This window comes from Paracoccus sp. JM45, from assembly GCF_003590715.1.
In the GTDB taxonomy this organism is placed as follows: domain Bacteria; phylum Pseudomonadota; class Alphaproteobacteria; order Rhodobacterales; family Rhodobacteraceae; genus Paracoccus.
Map to the genome: position 1 here is coordinate 245698 of NZ_QQVY01000003.1, position 16101 is coordinate 261798.

General features: G+C 57.9%; 13 protein-coding genes and 2 tRNA genes. 14 read left to right on the forward strand and 1 reads right to left on the reverse strand.

Annotated features, from left to right (window positions below; translation table 11 throughout):
- Nucleotides 1-61 precede the first annotated feature (61 nt).
- Nucleotides 62-145 (reverse strand) — tRNA-Tyr (locus DWB67_RS06850).
- A 124-nt stretch (nucleotides 146-269) separates the two neighbouring features.
- Between DWB67_RS06850 and rlmB the strand changes: the two genes are divergently transcribed.
- The 14 genes from rlmB (at nucleotide 270) to rpsL (ending at nucleotide 16101) form a co-directional block, all read left to right on the forward strand.
- Nucleotides 270-1073 (forward strand): 23S rRNA (guanosine(2251)-2'-O)-methyltransferase RlmB, encoded by an 804-nt coding sequence (gene rlmB / locus DWB67_RS06855; protein ID WP_119806779.1) that lies wholly within the window; start codon nucleotides 270-272, stop codon nucleotides 1071-1073.
- A gap of 94 nt (nucleotides 1074-1167) precedes the next feature.
- Complete coding sequence (locus DWB67_RS06860; RefSeq protein ID WP_119806780.1) at nucleotides 1168-1578, forward strand: YHS domain-containing (seleno)protein; 411 nt, start codon at nucleotides 1168-1170, stop codon at nucleotides 1576-1578.
- 225 nt (nucleotides 1579-1803) lie between these two features.
- A complete protein-coding gene (locus tag DWB67_RS06865) occupies nucleotides 1804-2232 on the forward strand; it encodes a CoA-binding protein (RefSeq protein WP_119806917.1) in 429 nt (142 codons plus the stop codon).
- A 78-nt stretch (nucleotides 2233-2310) separates the two neighbouring features.
- Nucleotides 2311-2386, forward strand: a tRNA-Trp gene (locus DWB67_RS06870).
- A 107-nt stretch (nucleotides 2387-2493) separates the two neighbouring features.
- On the forward strand, nucleotides 2494-2688 hold the full coding sequence (gene secE / locus DWB67_RS18010; RefSeq protein WP_182911514.1) for a preprotein translocase subunit SecE: 195 nt from the start codon (nucleotides 2494-2496) through the stop codon (nucleotides 2686-2688).
- Between the two features lie 170 nt (nucleotides 2689-2858).
- Nucleotides 2859-3395 carry a transcription termination/antitermination protein NusG gene (nusG, locus tag DWB67_RS06880; protein ID WP_119806782.1) on the forward strand — a complete coding sequence of 179 codons (537 nt, stop codon included), beginning with the start codon at nucleotides 2859-2861 and terminating at the stop codon, nucleotides 3393-3395.
- Between the two features lie 76 nt (nucleotides 3396-3471).
- Nucleotides 3472-3924, forward strand: coding sequence for a 50S ribosomal protein L11 (gene rplK, locus DWB67_RS06885; protein ID WP_119806783.1), 453 nt, complete (start codon nucleotides 3472-3474; stop codon nucleotides 3922-3924).
- 3 nt (nucleotides 3925-3927) lie between these two features.
- Nucleotides 3928-4626, forward strand: coding sequence for a 50S ribosomal protein L1 (gene rplA / locus DWB67_RS06890; RefSeq protein WP_119806784.1), 699 nt, complete (start codon nucleotides 3928-3930; stop codon nucleotides 4624-4626).
- 261 nt (nucleotides 4627-4887) lie between these two features.
- Nucleotides 4888-5403, forward strand: coding sequence for a 50S ribosomal protein L10 (gene rplJ, locus DWB67_RS06895; protein ID WP_119806785.1), 516 nt, complete (start codon nucleotides 4888-4890; stop codon nucleotides 5401-5403).
- A 68-nt stretch (nucleotides 5404-5471) separates the two neighbouring features.
- On the forward strand, nucleotides 5472-5843 hold the full coding sequence (gene rplL, locus DWB67_RS06900; RefSeq protein ID WP_119806786.1) for a 50S ribosomal protein L7/L12: 372 nt from the start codon (nucleotides 5472-5474) through the stop codon (nucleotides 5841-5843).
- A gap of 239 nt (nucleotides 5844-6082) precedes the next feature.
- Complete coding sequence (rpoB, locus tag DWB67_RS06905) at nucleotides 6083-10228, forward strand: DNA-directed RNA polymerase subunit beta (protein WP_119806787.1); 4146 nt, start codon at nucleotides 6083-6085, stop codon at nucleotides 10226-10228.
- Between the two features lie 52 nt (nucleotides 10229-10280).
- Nucleotides 10281-14528: a DNA-directed RNA polymerase subunit beta' gene (gene rpoC, locus DWB67_RS06910; RefSeq protein ID WP_119806788.1), complete on the forward strand. Its 4248-nt coding sequence runs from the start codon at nucleotides 10281-10283 to the stop codon at nucleotides 14526-14528.
- A 122-nt stretch (nucleotides 14529-14650) separates the two neighbouring features.
- The gene (locus DWB67_RS06915; RefSeq protein WP_119806789.1) at nucleotides 14651-15466 is read left to right on the forward strand and encodes a glycosyltransferase; all 816 of its coding nucleotides are present in this window, start codon (nucleotides 14651-14653) and stop codon (nucleotides 15464-15466) included.
- A gap of 263 nt (nucleotides 15467-15729) precedes the next feature.
- Nucleotides 15730-16101: a 30S ribosomal protein S12 gene (gene rpsL, locus DWB67_RS06920; RefSeq protein ID WP_022705687.1), complete on the forward strand. Its 372-nt coding sequence runs from the start codon at nucleotides 15730-15732 to the stop codon at nucleotides 16099-16101.

Consider the following 16101-nt stretch of genomic DNA (forward strand, 5'->3'; position numbering starts at 1 on the left):
GCCCAACATCGGGGCATTTCATCACCAACTTCGCGCCATGTCCGTTTACGGAAGGGGGAAGTGGTGGGCGACCCTGGAATCGAACCAGGCGTGGGTCTCCCCGGCGGAGTTACAGTCCGCTGCCGCACCTTGCAGCACGTCGCCCGCCGATCGCTTTCGGCGTGGGGGGTGATTAGCTGCACTGTTCGGGGGCGTCAAGCAGATTTCCGGGGCTTGCGTGAATGTATCGTCCCGGCGCACAGAGGGAGGGCACGAAAGGACACTGAAAAATGGCTGATAAGACCGGAAACGCTAAAAAGCCCACTTGGGTCATCGACAAGGAACGCGCCCGTCGCGCTGCTGCGGCCGAGACCGTGTGGTTGTTCGGTCTGCATGCCGTGCGCGATGCGCTTGCAAATCCGCAGCGCGAAAAGCTGCGCCTTGTGGTGACACCGAATGCGGTCACCCGTCTGGGCGAATTGCACGGGATGGAGCCGGAGGTCACCGACCCGCGTGTCTTCGACAAGGCCGTGCCATTGTCCGCAGAAAGCGTTCATCAAGGTGCCGCGCTTGAGGTCAAGCCTTTGAAATGGGGCAGCCTTAGCGAAGTCGCCCTGCGCGAGGCCCCCGGTGAAAAACGTCCGCTGTTGGTGGCTCTGGACCGCGTAACCGATCCCCATAACATCGGTGCGATCCTGCGCTCGGCCGAGGTTTTCGGCGCGCGGGCAGTAATTGCCCCGCATCGCCATTCCGCCCCTGAAACCGGCGCATTGGCCAAGACCGCTTCGGGCGCATTGGAACGTCAGCCCTATCTGCGCGTGCCCAATCTGGCCGAGGCATTGAGCCAGCTGAAAGGCATGGGCTTCATTCTTGTCGGTCTGGACGGCACAGGGACCGAATCACTTCCCAAGCTGATGGATGATCTGTCGGGGCGTGCGGTCTGTTTGGTTCTGGGCGCTGAAGGGCCGGGGATGCGGGAATTGACGTTGAAAACCTGTGACCACATTGCCCGCATTCCCTTTGCGGCTGATTTCGGGTCGTTGAACGTATCGAATGCTGCCGCTGTCGGGCTTTACGCCGCCTGCGGTGCCTAGATATCACAACCCTGCGACGTTTATGTCACGCATGTTGAGAATCGGGACGCGGGCTGTCACATAGGATACGTCCTTAAAGGCAGTCCGAGTTCACATGCGTCATTTTACATCGGTTTTTCTTCTGACAGTTACCTGTGCCTTTCCGGCCATCGCCCAGGATTGGGCTTTGGGCGGGTTTGATCCTGTCGGTTATGCCAACTCGGGTCGTGCCGTTCCGGGGCGCAGCGATATTGCGACAATGTGGCGGGGTAAGCTGTGGCATTTTGCTTCGGAAGAAAATCGTGCGCGGTTTGAATCGGACCCGCGCAGCTTTACACCTGATTTCGACGGCATCTGTCCCGTGTCTTTGTCCAAAGGCCGACCGCAACGCGGTGATCCACGCTATTTTGCTGTCGTCAAAGGGCATCTGTACCTGCTGGAATCAGGTGCCGCCGAAAGGGCCTTTTTGCAGAATTCCGAAGAAGTCCTTGGTGACGCTCGGATGGCATTTCAGGGCGGCAATTAATCCAGCCCGAACTGCACGATCTGACGTGCGTTTTCACGAGAGCGTGAGGGTTATGGAACCTTTTGGGGGTGATGCCCATTTACATCACAGAGCATGACCCCGGAACGGTCATGTTCAGATCACTGTCCCTCGTTCCGTGACTTGCGCCTGGCCACCTTGTGGACCGGGCGCCTTTTCTTTGAAAGCCCGCGATTGTCGGGTGCATCACAAACTTTGGGGGAGTTTATGGATATTGATCAGGAAGATCAGGATATCGAACGCATTGCGAAAGAAACGCGTGTCATCGCCATGGTCGGCCTGTCCCCGAACGAGGCACGGCCAAGCTGGGGTGTTGCACGCTATCTGCTGGCGCAAGGTATTAAAGTAATTCCGGTAAACCCGGGGCATGCGGGAAAAACGATTCTGGATCAGCCGGTCTATGCTTCATTGGCGGATGTCCCGAATGACGCGGGGGTCGATATGGTAGATATTTTTCGCCAGTCCTCTGCGGTGGCGGGGATCGTCGATCAGGTTCTGACGCATCTGCCCGATATAAAAGTCATCTGGACACAACTTGACGTGCGCGATGACAAGGCGGCGGAAAAGGCGCGCAGGGCAGGGGTGACCGTGATTCAGGACCGCTGCCCCAAGATCGAATTTCCGCGCTTCAGGTGATTTTCGTCAATGCGGCGCGAAAAGCGTCGGTTATCTGCTTGACGGCAGGGCGGGCGGATTCTAATGAGGCTCGACCTCAGGGGTATAGCTCAGTTGGTAGAGCATCGGTCTCCAAAACCGAGGGTCGTGGGTTCGAGTCCCCCTGCCCCTGCCAGGTCCTTCCGCCATTGCAACATCACTTGCCCGTCAGGGCATGATGAAGGGTTGTCATGGCAGAACGGCCTCGTTACATCAGCACCTGCACTTGCGAAGGAGCCTGTCGTGGCCAATCCCGTCCAGTTCATCAATCAGGTCCGCGCCGAAGCCGGCAAGATCTCGTGGCCGACGCGCCGCGAAGTAATTACGACGACGATTATGGTGTTGATCTTTGCGTCGGTCACCAGCTTGTTTTTCTTCCTGATCGATCTGGCGGTCCGCACCGGCCTGACGCAGGGTTTGCGGATGATTAGCGGCTAATCAAGGCTTGCAATTCGTGGTCAGGGGCGGTATTTGCCCACGACTGTCCGGATGACTGCGTGCATAGGAATTCCATGCGCGCCGCTTTCAATTTTCCGGACGTAATTAGAATTCAAGGGGTTGCGCGGTTCTGTGTGATTCCCAAGAGATGAGTAGGGGTCGATCCAGACATGGCAAAGCGTTGGTATTCGGTCAGTGTCCTGTCGAACTTCGAAAAGAAGGTCGCAGAGGCGATTCGCCAAGCCGTCGCCGAGAAGGGTCTGGAAGATCAGATCGACGAGGTGCTGGTCCCGACCGAGGAAGTGATCGAAATTCGCCGTGGCAAGAAAGTCACGTCCGAACGTCGTTTCATGCCGGGGTATGTGCTGGTCCACATGGATATGTCGGATCGCACCTATCACTTGGTCAGCTCGATCAACCGCGTCACCGGTTTCCTTGGTGCACAGGGCAAGCCGATGCCGATGCGGGACGACGAGGTGAACTCGATGATGAACCGCAGCAGCGACGGCACTGCCGCCGCGCCGCGTAACCTGATCCGCTTTGAAGTGGGCGAACAGGTCAGCGTCGCCGATGGTCCTTTCGAGGGTTTCTCGGGGATGGTGGAAGAAGTGGACGAAATTTCGTCGCGTGTGAAAGTCACCGTGTCGATCTTTGGCCGGCCTACGCCGGTCGAACTGGAATTCACGCAGGTTACCAAGACCTCGTGATTGGTTGCGGGAGGCGCAAGCCGTACCGCTAAGTCAAGGCCCGAACTTCCGGGCATGATGATGAAGGAGAGGCCACATGGCCAAGAAAGTTGTCGGCAGCCTGAAGCTGCAAATCAAGGCGGGCCAAGCGAACCCGTCGCCCCCCGTTGGTCCTGCTTTGGGCCAGCGCGGTATCAACATCATGGAATTCTGCAAGGCGTTCAACGCCAAGACGCAGGAAATGGAGCAGGGTGCCCCCGTTCCAGTCGTGATCACCTATTACGCTGATAAGTCGTTCACCTTCGAAACCAAGACGCCGCCGGCATCCTTCTTGCTGAAGCGCGCTGCTGGTCTGAAGCCGGTCGGCAAGCGCAACCGCGCACGCGGTTCGGAAAAGCCCGGTCGTATGCCCGCAGGCACGGTCACGGCCAAGCAGATCCGTGAGATCGCTGAAGCCAAAATGGCTGATCTGTCGGCAAATGATGTCGATCAGGCCATGAAGATCATCGTCGGCTCGGCCCGTTCGATCGGTATCGAGGTGAAAGGCTAAGTCATGGCAAAGTTCTCGAAGAAAAAAGTCGCCGCTCGCGCCGCCTTTGAAGGCAAGTTCAACTTGTCCGTCGAAGAAGCCGTGAAACTGGTTAAGGCTAGTGCTTCGGCCAAATTCGACGAAACCGTCGAAATCGCGCTGAACCTGGGCGTTGACCCGCGTCACGCAGACCAGATGGTCCGCGGCGTTGTCACGCTGCCCGCAGGCACCGGCAAGGACGTTCGCGTCGCTGTCTTCGCTCGTGGCCCCAAGGCTGACGAAGCAACCGCTGCTGGCGCAGAAGTTGTCGGCGCAGAAGACCTGATGGAAGCCATCCAGGCTGGTAAGATCGACTTCGACCGTTGCATTGCAACGCCGGACATGATGCCGCTGGTGGGTCGCCTTGGTAAGATCCTTGGCCCGCGCAACCTGATGCCGAACCCCAAGGTCGGCACGGTGACGATGGACGTTAAATCGGCTGTCGAAGCTGCCAAGGGCGGTGAAGTCCAGTTCAAAGCCGAAAAAGCTGGTGTGGTTCACGCCGGTATCGGCAAAGTCTCGTTCGACGAAGACAAGCTGGCCCAGAACCTGCGCGCATTTGTTGACGCTGTCAGCAAAGCCAAGCCTACTGGCGCGAAAGGGACTTACATGAACAAAGTCTCGATTAGCTCGACCATGGGCCCGGGCGTTTCGGTTGATGTCGCTTCGGCAGTTGCCAACTGATATTTTTAGGTGCATTGCGGTGCATCTAACAAGTTTCCTGGCTTAAGGCTGGGAATGGCGGGGCGCCTTTCGATGCCCCGTCCTGTCCGAGACGGAGGGTGCAGGCAACCGCCTGCTTAATGTCCTTCCTGAGACGGGGAAGCATTTTTCCGAAGGCCAGTCCTTCGGGCGATCTTGCCCCGATGCGGACCCGACCTGTTGCCCGGTTCCGGGCGCGGGAAAGTGAGAGCCGGGGGGAAACCCCCTACTTGGAGTGAAACCGTGGATAGAGCACAAAAAGAACAGGTGGTCGACGAGCTCGGCCAGATCTTTGAAAGCTCTGGCGTCGTAGTGGTTGCCCACTACGAGGGGATGACGGTTGCACATATGCAGGACCTCCGCGCACGCATGCGTGATGCTGGTGGTTCCGTTCGCGTTGCCAAGAACAAGCTCGCCAAGATCGCCCTTGATGGTAAGCCTTGCGCAAGCATCGCCACCTACCTGACGGGCATGACCGTATTTACCTATTCGGAAGATCCGACCGCTGCGGCTCGGATCGCCGACAAGTACGCCAAAGATAACGAACGTTTCGTGATCCTTGGTGGTGCAATGGGTGATTCGGCTTTGGATCCGGCTGGTGTCAAAGCCGTCGCTTCGCTGCCGTCGCGTGAAGAGCTTATCGCTCAGATCGCATCGTGCATCGGTGCGCCTGCTTCGAACATTGCTGGTGCCATTGGCGCGCCTGCTTCGAACATCGCGAGCATCCTGACGACTCTGGAAGAGCGTGAGGCTGCGTAAGCAACCCTTTTCTCCGACTAGTGGTATTGAACCCGACGTTGGAACACTAACTGGAAAGATACGGAAAAATGGCTGATCTTAAGAAACTTGCCGAAGACATCGTGGGCCTGACCCTTCTGGAAGCCCAAGAACTGAAAACCATCCTGAAGGATGAGTACGGCATCGAGCCGGCTGCCGGTGGCGCCGTCATGATGGCTGGTCCTGCTGCAGGCGGCGAAGCTGCTGAAGAAAAAACCGAGTTTGACGTCGTTCTGACCGATGCCGGCGCAAGCAAGATCAACGTGATCAAAGAAGTTCGCGGCATCACCGGTCTGGGCCTGAAAGAAGCCAAGGACCTGGTTGAAGCTGGCGGTAAAGTCAAAGAAGGCGCAACCAAAGCCGAAGCTGACGAAATCAAAGCAAAGCTGGAAGCAGCTGGCGCCAAGGTTGAACTGAAGTAATCGATCCTTTAGATCGGTTTGAGACAGGCAGGGTCCGGAATTTCCGGTCCCTGCCGAACCTGTCTTGAAGGACGGTTTGGGCATATAGCCTGACAGACTTTCCTTCAGGGCATGTTCGAGGTTCGGGAGTCGCGCGGTGGGACGGGCGGCATGAATGGAACCTCACCCCTGCATTCGTAGGCCGTATTCCGAGGGCCCCGACTCGGAACGCGCGCGAAGACGAAAGGTGACAAGACCCCATGGCGCAAGCTTATGTCGGCCAAAAGCGTATCCGGCGCTACTACGGCAATATCCGTGAAGTTCTGGAAATGCCTAACCTGATCGAGGTTCAGAAATCCTCGTATGACCTGTTCCTGAACTCGGGTGAAGGCACCGGCCATAATGATGGCGACGGGATTCAGGGCGTTTTCCAGTCGGTATTCCCGATCAAAGATTTCAACGAGACTGCGACGCTGGAATTCGTGAAATACGAGCTTGAGCAGCCCAAATACGACGTGGACGAGTGCCAGCAGCGCGACATGACCTATGCCGCACCGCTGAAAGTCACCCTGCGTCTGATCGTGTTCGATGTCGATGAAAACACCGGCGCCAAATCGGTCAAAGACATCAAGGAACAGGACGTTTTCATGGGCGACATGCCCCTGATGACCCTGAACGGGACGTTCGTTGTGAACGGGACCGAGCGCGTTGTTGTGTCGCAGATGCACCGTTCGCCCGGTGTGTTCTTTGACCACGACCGCGGCAAGACCCACAGCTCGGGCAAGTTGCTGTTCGCATGCCGCATCATTCCCTATCGCGGCAGCTGGCTGGACTTTGAATTCGACGCCAAGGATCTGGTGTTCGCGCGGATCGACCGCCGTCGCAAACTGCCGGTGACGACGCTGCTTTATGCCTTGGGCATGGGGCAGGAAGACATCATGGATGCCTTCTATGACACCGTCAGCTATGAATTGCGCCGCGAAGGCCGCGAATCCGGCTGGGTCACGCGCTTCTTCCCGGAACGTGTGCGCGGCACGCGTCCGACCTTCGATCTTGTGAACGCAGCGACCGGCGAAGTCATTGCCAAAGCAGGCGAGAAAGTCACCCCGCGTCTGGTCAAGCAATTGCAGGAAACCGGCGAGCAGGTGAACCTGTTGCTGCCGTTCGAACGCATTATTGGCCGCTTTATCGCCAAGGATATCGTCAACGACACCACCGGCTTCATCTATGCCGAGGCTGGCGACGAGATCACTGTCGAATATAGCAAGGACGGCGAAATCAACGGCGGTCTGCTGAAGGTTCTGCTGGACAACGGCATCCATGATGTTCCGGTTCTGGACATCGACCATGTGAATGTGGGTCCCTATATCCGCAACACGATGGCTGCCGATAAGAACATGAACCGCGAACAGGCGCTGATGGATATCTATCGCGTCATGCGTCCGGGTGAGCCCCCCACCGTCGAGGCTGCCTCGAACCTGTTCAACACGCTGTTCTTCGATTCCGAGCGTTACGACCTGTCGGCTGTTGGTCGCGTGAAAATGAACATGCGTCTTGATCTGGACGTGCCGGATACGCAGCGCACCTTGCGCCATGCGGATATCGTTGCCTGTGTCCACGGTCTGGTGGAACTGCGCGACGGTAAGGGCGAAATCGACGACATCGACCACTTGGGCAACCGTCGTGTGCGCTCGGTCGGCGAATTGATGGAAAACCAGTATCGCGTCGGACTGCTTCGTATGGAGCGTGCGATCCGTGAACGTATGTCCGGCGTCGAGATCGACACCGTCATGCCGCAGGATCTGATCAACGCGAAACCCGCAGCGGCGGCTGTTCGTGAATTCTTCGGCAGCAGCCAACTGTCGCAGTTCATGGACCAGACGAACCCGCTGTCCGAAGTGACGCATAAGCGTCGTCTATCGGCACTGGGGCCGGGCGGTCTGACGCGCGAACGCGCAGGCTTCGAGGTTCGCGACGTTCACCCGACCCACTATGGTCGTGTATGCCCGATTGAAACGCCGGAGGGTCAGAACATCGGTCTGATCAACAGCTTGGCGACTTTCGCACGGGTGAACAAATACGGCTTCATCGAAACCCCCTACCGCAAGGTGATCGAGGGTAAGGTGACCGACGACGTGGTCTATATGTCCGCGACCGAGGAAATGCGCCACACAGTGGCACAGGCCAACGCAACGCTGGACGCCGATGGCGGCTTTGTGGACGAGCTGATCAGCACCCGGCAGTCGGGCGATTTCATGTTGAATCCGGTTGACGCCATCGACCTGATCGACGTTTCGCCCAAGCAGTTGGTGTCGGTTGCTGCTGCGCTGATCCCCTTCCTTGAAAACGACGATGCTAACCGCGCCCTGATGGGGTCGAACATGCAACGTCAGGCCGTGCCGCTTCTGCGCGCCGAGGCTCCGTTTGTGGGCACCGGCATGGAAGCGACCGTGGCACGCGATTCCGGTGCTGCCATTATGGCGCGTCGCAGCGGTATCGTGGATCAGGTCGATGCGCAGCGTATTGTTGTGCGTGCAACCGAAGACATGGGTGCGGGCGACGCGGGTGTGGACATCTATCGTCTGCGCAAGTTCAAGCGTTCGAACCAGTCCTCGACCATCAACCAGCGTCCGTTGGTGAAGGTAGGTGAAAAGGTTGTCGCAACCCAGGTCATCGCCGACGGTCCTTCGACCGATCAGGGTGAACTGGCCATCGGCCGGAACGTGGTTGTCGCGTTCATGCCGTGGAATGGCTACAACTACGAAGACTCGATCCTGATCAGCGAACGTATCCACCGCGATGACGTGTTCACCTCGATCCACATCGATGAATACGAAGTGGCGGCACGCGACACGAAGCTTGGGCCGGAAGAAATCACCCGCGACATTCCCAACGTCGGTGAAGAAGCCCTGCGCAATCTGGATGAAGCAGGTATCGTCTATATCGGTGCCGAAGCAGGTCCGGGCGACATTCTGGTGGGTAAGATCACCCCCAAAGGCGAAAGCCCGATGACGCCGGAAGAAAAGCTGCTGCGCGCCATCTTCGGTGAAAAAGCGTCCGACGTTCGCGATACCTCGCTGCGTTTGCCGCCCGGTGCCTATGGTACCATCGTCGAAGTTCGTGTCTTCAACCGTCACGGTGTCGATAAGGACGAACGTGCGCTGCAGATCGAGCGTGAAGAAGTCGAACGTCTGGCCCGTGACCGCGACGACGAACAAGGCATTCTTGATCGCAACGTCTATGCACGTCTGAAGACGATGATCATGGGCAAGGTTGCTGTCAAAGGCCCTAAAGGCGTCAAGGCAAATACCGAAGTGACTGAAGAACTGCTGGGCACGCTAAGCCGTGGTCAGTGGTGGCAGCTTGCTGTCGGCGAAGAAGATGTCGCAAAAGACGTCGAGGCGCTGAATCAGCAATACGACACCCAGAAGAAGCTGTTGGAAGCCCGCTTCGAGGATAAGGTCGAGAAAGTCCGTCAGGGCGACGATCTTCCCCCCGGCGTGATGAAAATGGTCAAGGTCTTCGTGGCTGTGAAGCGCAAGCTTCAGGCAGGCGACAAGATGGCCGGTCGTCACGGCAACAAAGGTGTTGTTTCCAAGGTTGTTGCCATGGAAGACATGCCCTTCCTTGCTGACGGGACCCCTGTAGACCTGGTGATGAACCCGCTGGGCGTGCCGTCGCGCATGAACGTCGGTCAGATCCTTGAAACCCACATGGGTTGGGCATCGCGCGGTCTTGGCATCAAGATCGACGAGGCACTGCAGGCCTATCGCCGCAATGGCGATATGACTCCGGTCCGCGACGCGATGAAGAACGGTTACGGCGACGACATCTATGCATCGACCTTCGACGGGATGGAGGACGACCAACTGGTCGAACACGCCAATACCGTCCGGACCGGTGTGCCGATCGCAACCCCCGTCTTCGACGGTGCCAAGGAAGCCGACATCAATGACGCGCTGACACGCGCGGGCTTTGATACCTCGGGTCAGTCGGTGGTGTTCGATGGCCGTACGGGCGAACAATTCGCGCGTCAGGTCACCGTCGGGATGAAGTACATCCTGAAACTGCACCACTTGGTGGACGACAAGATGCACGCCCGTTCGACGGGTCCGTACAGCCTTGTCACGCAGCAACCGCTGGGTGGTAAAGCTCAGTTCGGTGGCCAGCGTCTGGGTGAGATGGAAGTCTGGGCACTTGAGGCCTATGGCGCCGCCTATACCTTGCAGGAAATGCTGACCGTGAAGTCGGATGACGTTGCAGGCCGTACCAAAGTCTATGAGTCCATCGTCAAGGGCGAAGACAACTTTGAAGCAGGCGTGCCGGAATCGTTCAACGTTCTGGTCAAAGAGGTCCGGGGTCTGGGCCTCAACATGGAACTCCTGGATGCGGAAGAAGACGAGTGAGGGCGCAAGCCCCCACTCAGCCTTCCCCCGTGCCCTTCATTAGGAATTGGAAATGAACCAGGAACTTGCCACCAACCCTCTGAACCCGCTGGCCCCCACGCGGCAGTTCGATGAGATCAAGATCTCGCTGGCCTCGCCGGAAGAAATTCTGGCCTGGTCCTTTGGCGAGGTGAAGAAGCCCGAGACGATCAACTATCGTACGTTCAAGCCCGAACGCGATGGTCTGTTCTGCGCGCGCATCTTCGGTCCGATCAAGGACTATGAATGCCTTTGCGGCAAATACAAGCGCATGAAGTATCGCGGCCTCGTCTGCGAAAAATGCGGCGTGGAAGTCACGCTGCAGAAGGTCCGTCGCGAACGCATGGGCCATATCGAACTGGCAGCGCCCGTCGCGCATATCTGGTTCCTGAAGTCGCTTCCCAGCCGCATCGGCCTGATGCTGGACATGACGCTGCGGGATCTGGAACGCATTCTGTACTTTGAAAACTATGTCGTCATCGAACCCGGCCTGACCGACCTGACCTATGGTCAGCTGTTGGGCGAGGAAGAGTATCTTGATGCGCAGGACAACTTTGGCGCCGACGCCTTCCAAGCCGACATCGGTGCGGAAGCCATCCGCGCGATGCTGGCCAACATCGATCTGTCCGCAACTGCCGAGCAACTGCGCGAGGACCTGAAGGCCGCCACCGGCGAGCTGAAGCCCAAGAAGATCATCAAGCGTCTGAAGATCGTCGAGTCGTTCCTTGAATCGGCCAACCGCCCCGAGTGGATGATCATGACGGTCATTCCGGTCATTCCGCCGGAACTGCGTCCGCTGGTTCCGCTGGATGGCGGCCGCTTTGCGACCTCCGACCTGAACGATCTGTATCGCCGCGTTATCAACCGTAACAACCGTCTGAAGCGCCTGATCGAGCTTCGTGCGCCCGATATCATCGTGCGTAACGAAAAGCGGATGCTTCAGGAATCGGTCGATGCGCTGTTCGACAACGGTCGTCGTGGCCGCGTCATCACGGGCAACAACCGTCGCCCGCTGAAGTCGCTGTCGGACATGCTGAAGGGTAAGCAGGGTCGCTTCCGCCAGAACCTTCTGGGTAAGCGGGTCGACTTCTCGGGTCGTTCGGTGATTGTGACCGGTCCGGAACTGAAACTGCACCAATGCGGTCTTCCCAAGAAGATGGCCTTGGAACTGTTCAAGCCCTTTATCTATTCGCGTCTTGAAGCGAAGGGTCTGTCCAGCACCGTCAAGCAGGCCAAGAAACTGGTCGAGAAAGAGCGTCCCGAAGTCTGGGATATTCTGGAAGAGGTCATCCGTGAACACCCGGTTCTGCTGAACCGTGCACCCACGCTGCACCGTCTTGGCATTCAGGCCTTCGAACCGATCCTGATCGAAGGTAAAGCGATCCAGCTGCACCCTCTGGTCTGCTCGGCATTCAACGCCGACTTCGACGGCGACCAGATGGCCGTTCACGTCCCGCTGTCGCTTGAAGCACAGCTGGAAGCGCGCGTCCTGATGATGTCGACGAACAACGTTCTGTCGCCTGCAAACGGTGCCCCGATTATCGTTCCTTCGCAGGATATGATTTTGGGCCTGTACTACGTCTCGATGAGCCGCGAAGGCATGAAGGGCGAAGGCATGACCTTCACCAGCATCGAAGAAGTCGAGCATGCGCTGGAAGCCGGCACTGTCCATCTGCACACAAAGATCAAATCGCGGATCAAGCAGATTGACGATAACGGCATCGAAGTCGTCAAACTGTATGAAACGACCCCGGGCCGTATGCGCCTTGGTGCGTTGCTGCCGATGAACGCCAAAGCACCTTTCGAGCTGGTGAACCGTCTGCTGCGTAAGAAAGACGTTCAGGTCGTCATCGACACCGTCTACCGCTACTGCGGTCAGAAGGAATCGGTGATTTTCTGTGACCAGATCATGGGTCTGGGCTTTCGTGAAGCATTCCGCGCCGGCATCAGCTTTGGCAAGAACGACATGGTGGTCCCCGACAACAAGTGGAGCATCGTTGGCGAGGTTCAGGATCAGGTCAAGGAATTCGAACAACAGTATCTGGACGGCCTGATCACTCAGGGCGAAAAATACAACAAGGTTGTCGATGCCTGGTCCAAGTGTAACGACCGCGTCACCGAAGCCATGATGTCCACCATCTCGGCGACCAAAATCGACGAGACGGGCGGCGAAATGGAGCCGAACTCGGTCTATATGATGGCCCACTCGGGTGCGCGTGGTTCGGTCAACCAGATGAAGCAGTTGGGCGGCATGCGCGGCCTGATGGCGAAACCTTCGGGCGAGATTATCGAAACTCCGATTATCTCGAACTTTAAAGAAGGTCTGACCGTTCTTGAGTACTTCAACTCGACCCACGGTGCCCGTAAGGGTCTGTCGGATACGGCGTTGAAGACGGCAAACTCGGGCTATCTGACGCGTCGTCTGGTTGACGTCGCACAGGATTGCATCATCCGCGAACATGATTGCGGAACCGAGCAGTCGATCACGGCAACCGCAGCAGTCAACGACGGTGAGGTCATCTCGCCGCTGAGCGAGCGTGTTCTGGGCCGCACCGTGGCCGAGGATGTGCTGGTTCCGGGTGAGGATGAGATCATCATCCGCGCTGGTGAAGTTGTCGACGAACGCAAGGCCGACGCGATCGAAAAGGCAGGCGTTCTGTCGATCCGTATCCGTTCGGCACTGACCTGTGAATCCGAAGACGGGATCTGCGCCCTTTGCTATGGTCGCGATCTGGCACGTGGGACGCTGGTCAACATCGGTGAAGCTGTCGGTATTATCGCCGCACAGTCGATCGGTGAACCCGGCACCCAGCTGACGATGCGGACCTTCCACATTGGCGGTATTGCCCAAGGTGGCCAGCAGTCCTTCCAGGCTGCGTCGCATGAAGGCACGATCCAGTTCCGCAACGAAAGCATTCTGGCCAACGCCAACGGCGAACAGGTCGTGATGTCGCGCAACATGCAGCTGCTCGTCCTGGACGATCAGGGGCAGGAACGCGCCAGCCACAAGCTGTTCTACGGTTCGAAGCTGTTCGTGAAAGAAGGCGAACGTGTCATCCGTGGTGCCAAGCTGTACGAATGGGATCCCTATACCTTGCCGATCATTGCCGAAAAGGGCGGTGTGGCGAAGTTTGTCGACCTGCTGTCGGGGATTTCGGTCCGCGATGACACCGATGATGCGACGGGTATGACGCAGAAAATCGTCACCGATTGGCGTTCCGCGCCGAAAGGCAACGAGCTGAAGCCCGAAATCATCATCATGGACGCCAATGGCGAGCCGGTTCGCAACGAACAGGGCAACCCGGTCAGCTATCCGATGTCGGTGGACGCCATTCTGTCGATCGAAGACGGGCAAGAGATCCAGCCGGGCGACGTGGTTGCACGTATCCCGCGCGAAGGTGCACGGACCAAGGACATCACCGGTGGTCTTCCCCGCGTGGCAGAATTGTTCGAAGCCCGTCGTCCCAAGGATCACGCGATCATCGCCGAAATCGACGGCTATGTGCGCTTTGGCAAGGACTACAAGAACAAGCGCCGCATCAGCATCGAAGCCGCTGAAGAGGGCGTCTCGCCGGTCGAATATATGGTGCCGAAAGGCAAGCATATCCCTGTGCAGGAAGGCGACTTCGTGCAAAAGGGCGAATACATCATGGACGGCAACCCCGCGCCGCATGACATCCTGCGCATCATGGGTATCGAGGCTTTGGCCGACTACCTGATCGACGAAGTGCAGGACGTCTATCGTCTGCAAGGTGTGAAGATCAACGACAAGCACATCGAGGTGATCGTTCGCCAGATGCTGCAGAAGATCGAGATCATCGACAGCGGCGAGACCACGCTGCTGAAGGGTGAGCACGTCGAGCGCGACGATTTTGACGCCGAAAACGCCAAGATCGAAGCACGCGGCGGCCGTCCGGCAACGGGCGAACCGGTTCTGTTGGGGATCACCAAGGCGTCGCTGCAGACCCGCAGCTTCATCTCGGCGGCATCCTTCCAGGAAACGACCCGTGTTCTGACCGAGGCTGCTGTTCAGGGCAAGCGCGACAAACTGGTCGGTCTGAAGGAAAACGTCATCGTTGGCCGTCTGATCCCGGCGGGGACCGGTGGTGCAACCTCGCGCGTGCGTCGCATCGCAACCGAGCGTGACTCGGAAGTGATCGAAGCCCGTCGCGCCGATGCCGAGGCTGCTGCCGCTTTGGCCGCACCCGAGCCGGTGGCAGAGCCCAAGGTTTCGGCCGAGGATGCCTTGTTCAAGCGTCCCGAGACCAACAACGACGAGTGATCGTCGCGACATGAAACAAAAAGGCCCAGCATCACGCCGGGCCTTTTTTTCGTTCCGGCACTCTATCTTGCGATGCTTGTTGTCCAAAGGTACTCAAAGGGGTCAAAAAAGAGGATTGCCGGATGAAAGTGCAGATGTTGGGCCTGTGCCGCTTTTCCTATGTCGGTCTGCGCGGCTTTCAGGTGATCCACGACGATCTCCAGACCCGTCGCGCCTATCTTTATGATCAAAAACGGCTGGAACGCCGCTGGCAGTGGTTCATCAAGGTCGCCATTCCCGGCTGGCTGGCCCAAAGCGACCCCGATTTTACCCTTGTGATTATGACTGGCCCCGATCTGCCAGAACCCTATCTGTCGCGTTTGCAGGCCTTATGTGATCGGGTACCGCAATTGGTGTTGTCATTGGTTCCCCCGATGGAAAAGCACCGTCAGGCCTGTCGCATTGCCGTTGCACCCCATATCGACCCCTCTGCGGATGTGATCGGGCATTTTCGCCATGACGATGATGACGCTGTTGCATTAGATTATATTGAGCGCAGCCGGTCGGATTTTGCTATGGCCCAAGACCTGTGGCGGGTGGATCACTGTCTATCGCTTGATTACGGACGGGGATTGATGGTGACCGCAGCGCAAGGCCGGCTGTCGATCCAGCCGTGGCTGTGCCATAACATGGGTGTCGCCCTGACGATTTTCCTGTCCCCGGATGCCGATAAGACGGCGCTAAGCTATAACCACGCTAGTTTGGGGCAATGGATGCCGGGTGTGTCGATCAACGCGCCGGTCATGTTTATCCGCTCGATCCATCAGGACAGTGATTCAGGGTCGAAAGGGCAGGGCTATGGCTGGCGACCCGGGGATGAACCGTTGTCGTTGCTGATTCCACGCAGGTTCGGTTTTAAACGCAAGGTCATGGACGAATTGGCGCGTCAGATCGGGTAACGCGCCGGTAACGGGCAGGGGCTGATGTTGACAGGGCGATGGAATCCCCATATAGCCGCGCTAACCGGCGGGAAACCGTTTTCGGTGTCAGAATATATGAGGTCACGATCCGGGCCGAAATATGCCCCGATCCTCTGGAATCATGCCCGTCGGCCTCTCTTGGGCGTGGCGGGTTTGGTATTTTGCGATTCGCGCAACTTACCGTCGAGAAGAGGCGCAACCGGTCTGGTTGCGAGTATTGACAGAGCAAGACGGGGAACCGAATGCCTACGATCCAACAGCTGATCCGCAAACCGCGGCAGCCGAAAGTGCAGCGCAGCAAATCGCAGCACCTTCAGGGCTGCCCGCAGAAACGCGGCGTCTGCACACGCGTCTATACCACGACGCCTAAAAAGCCTAACTCCGCTATGCGTAAAGTCGCCAAAGTGCGTCTGACGAATGGTTTTGAAGTTATCTCCTATATCCCGGGCGAAAAGCACAACCTGCAGGAGCACAGCGTCGTGCTGATCCGCGGCGGTCGTGTAAAAGACCTTCCGGGTGTCCGTTACCACATCCTGCGCGGTGTTCTGGATACCCAAGGCGTCAAAGACCGTCGTCAGCGTCGTTCGAAATACGGCGCGAAGCGTCCGAAGTAA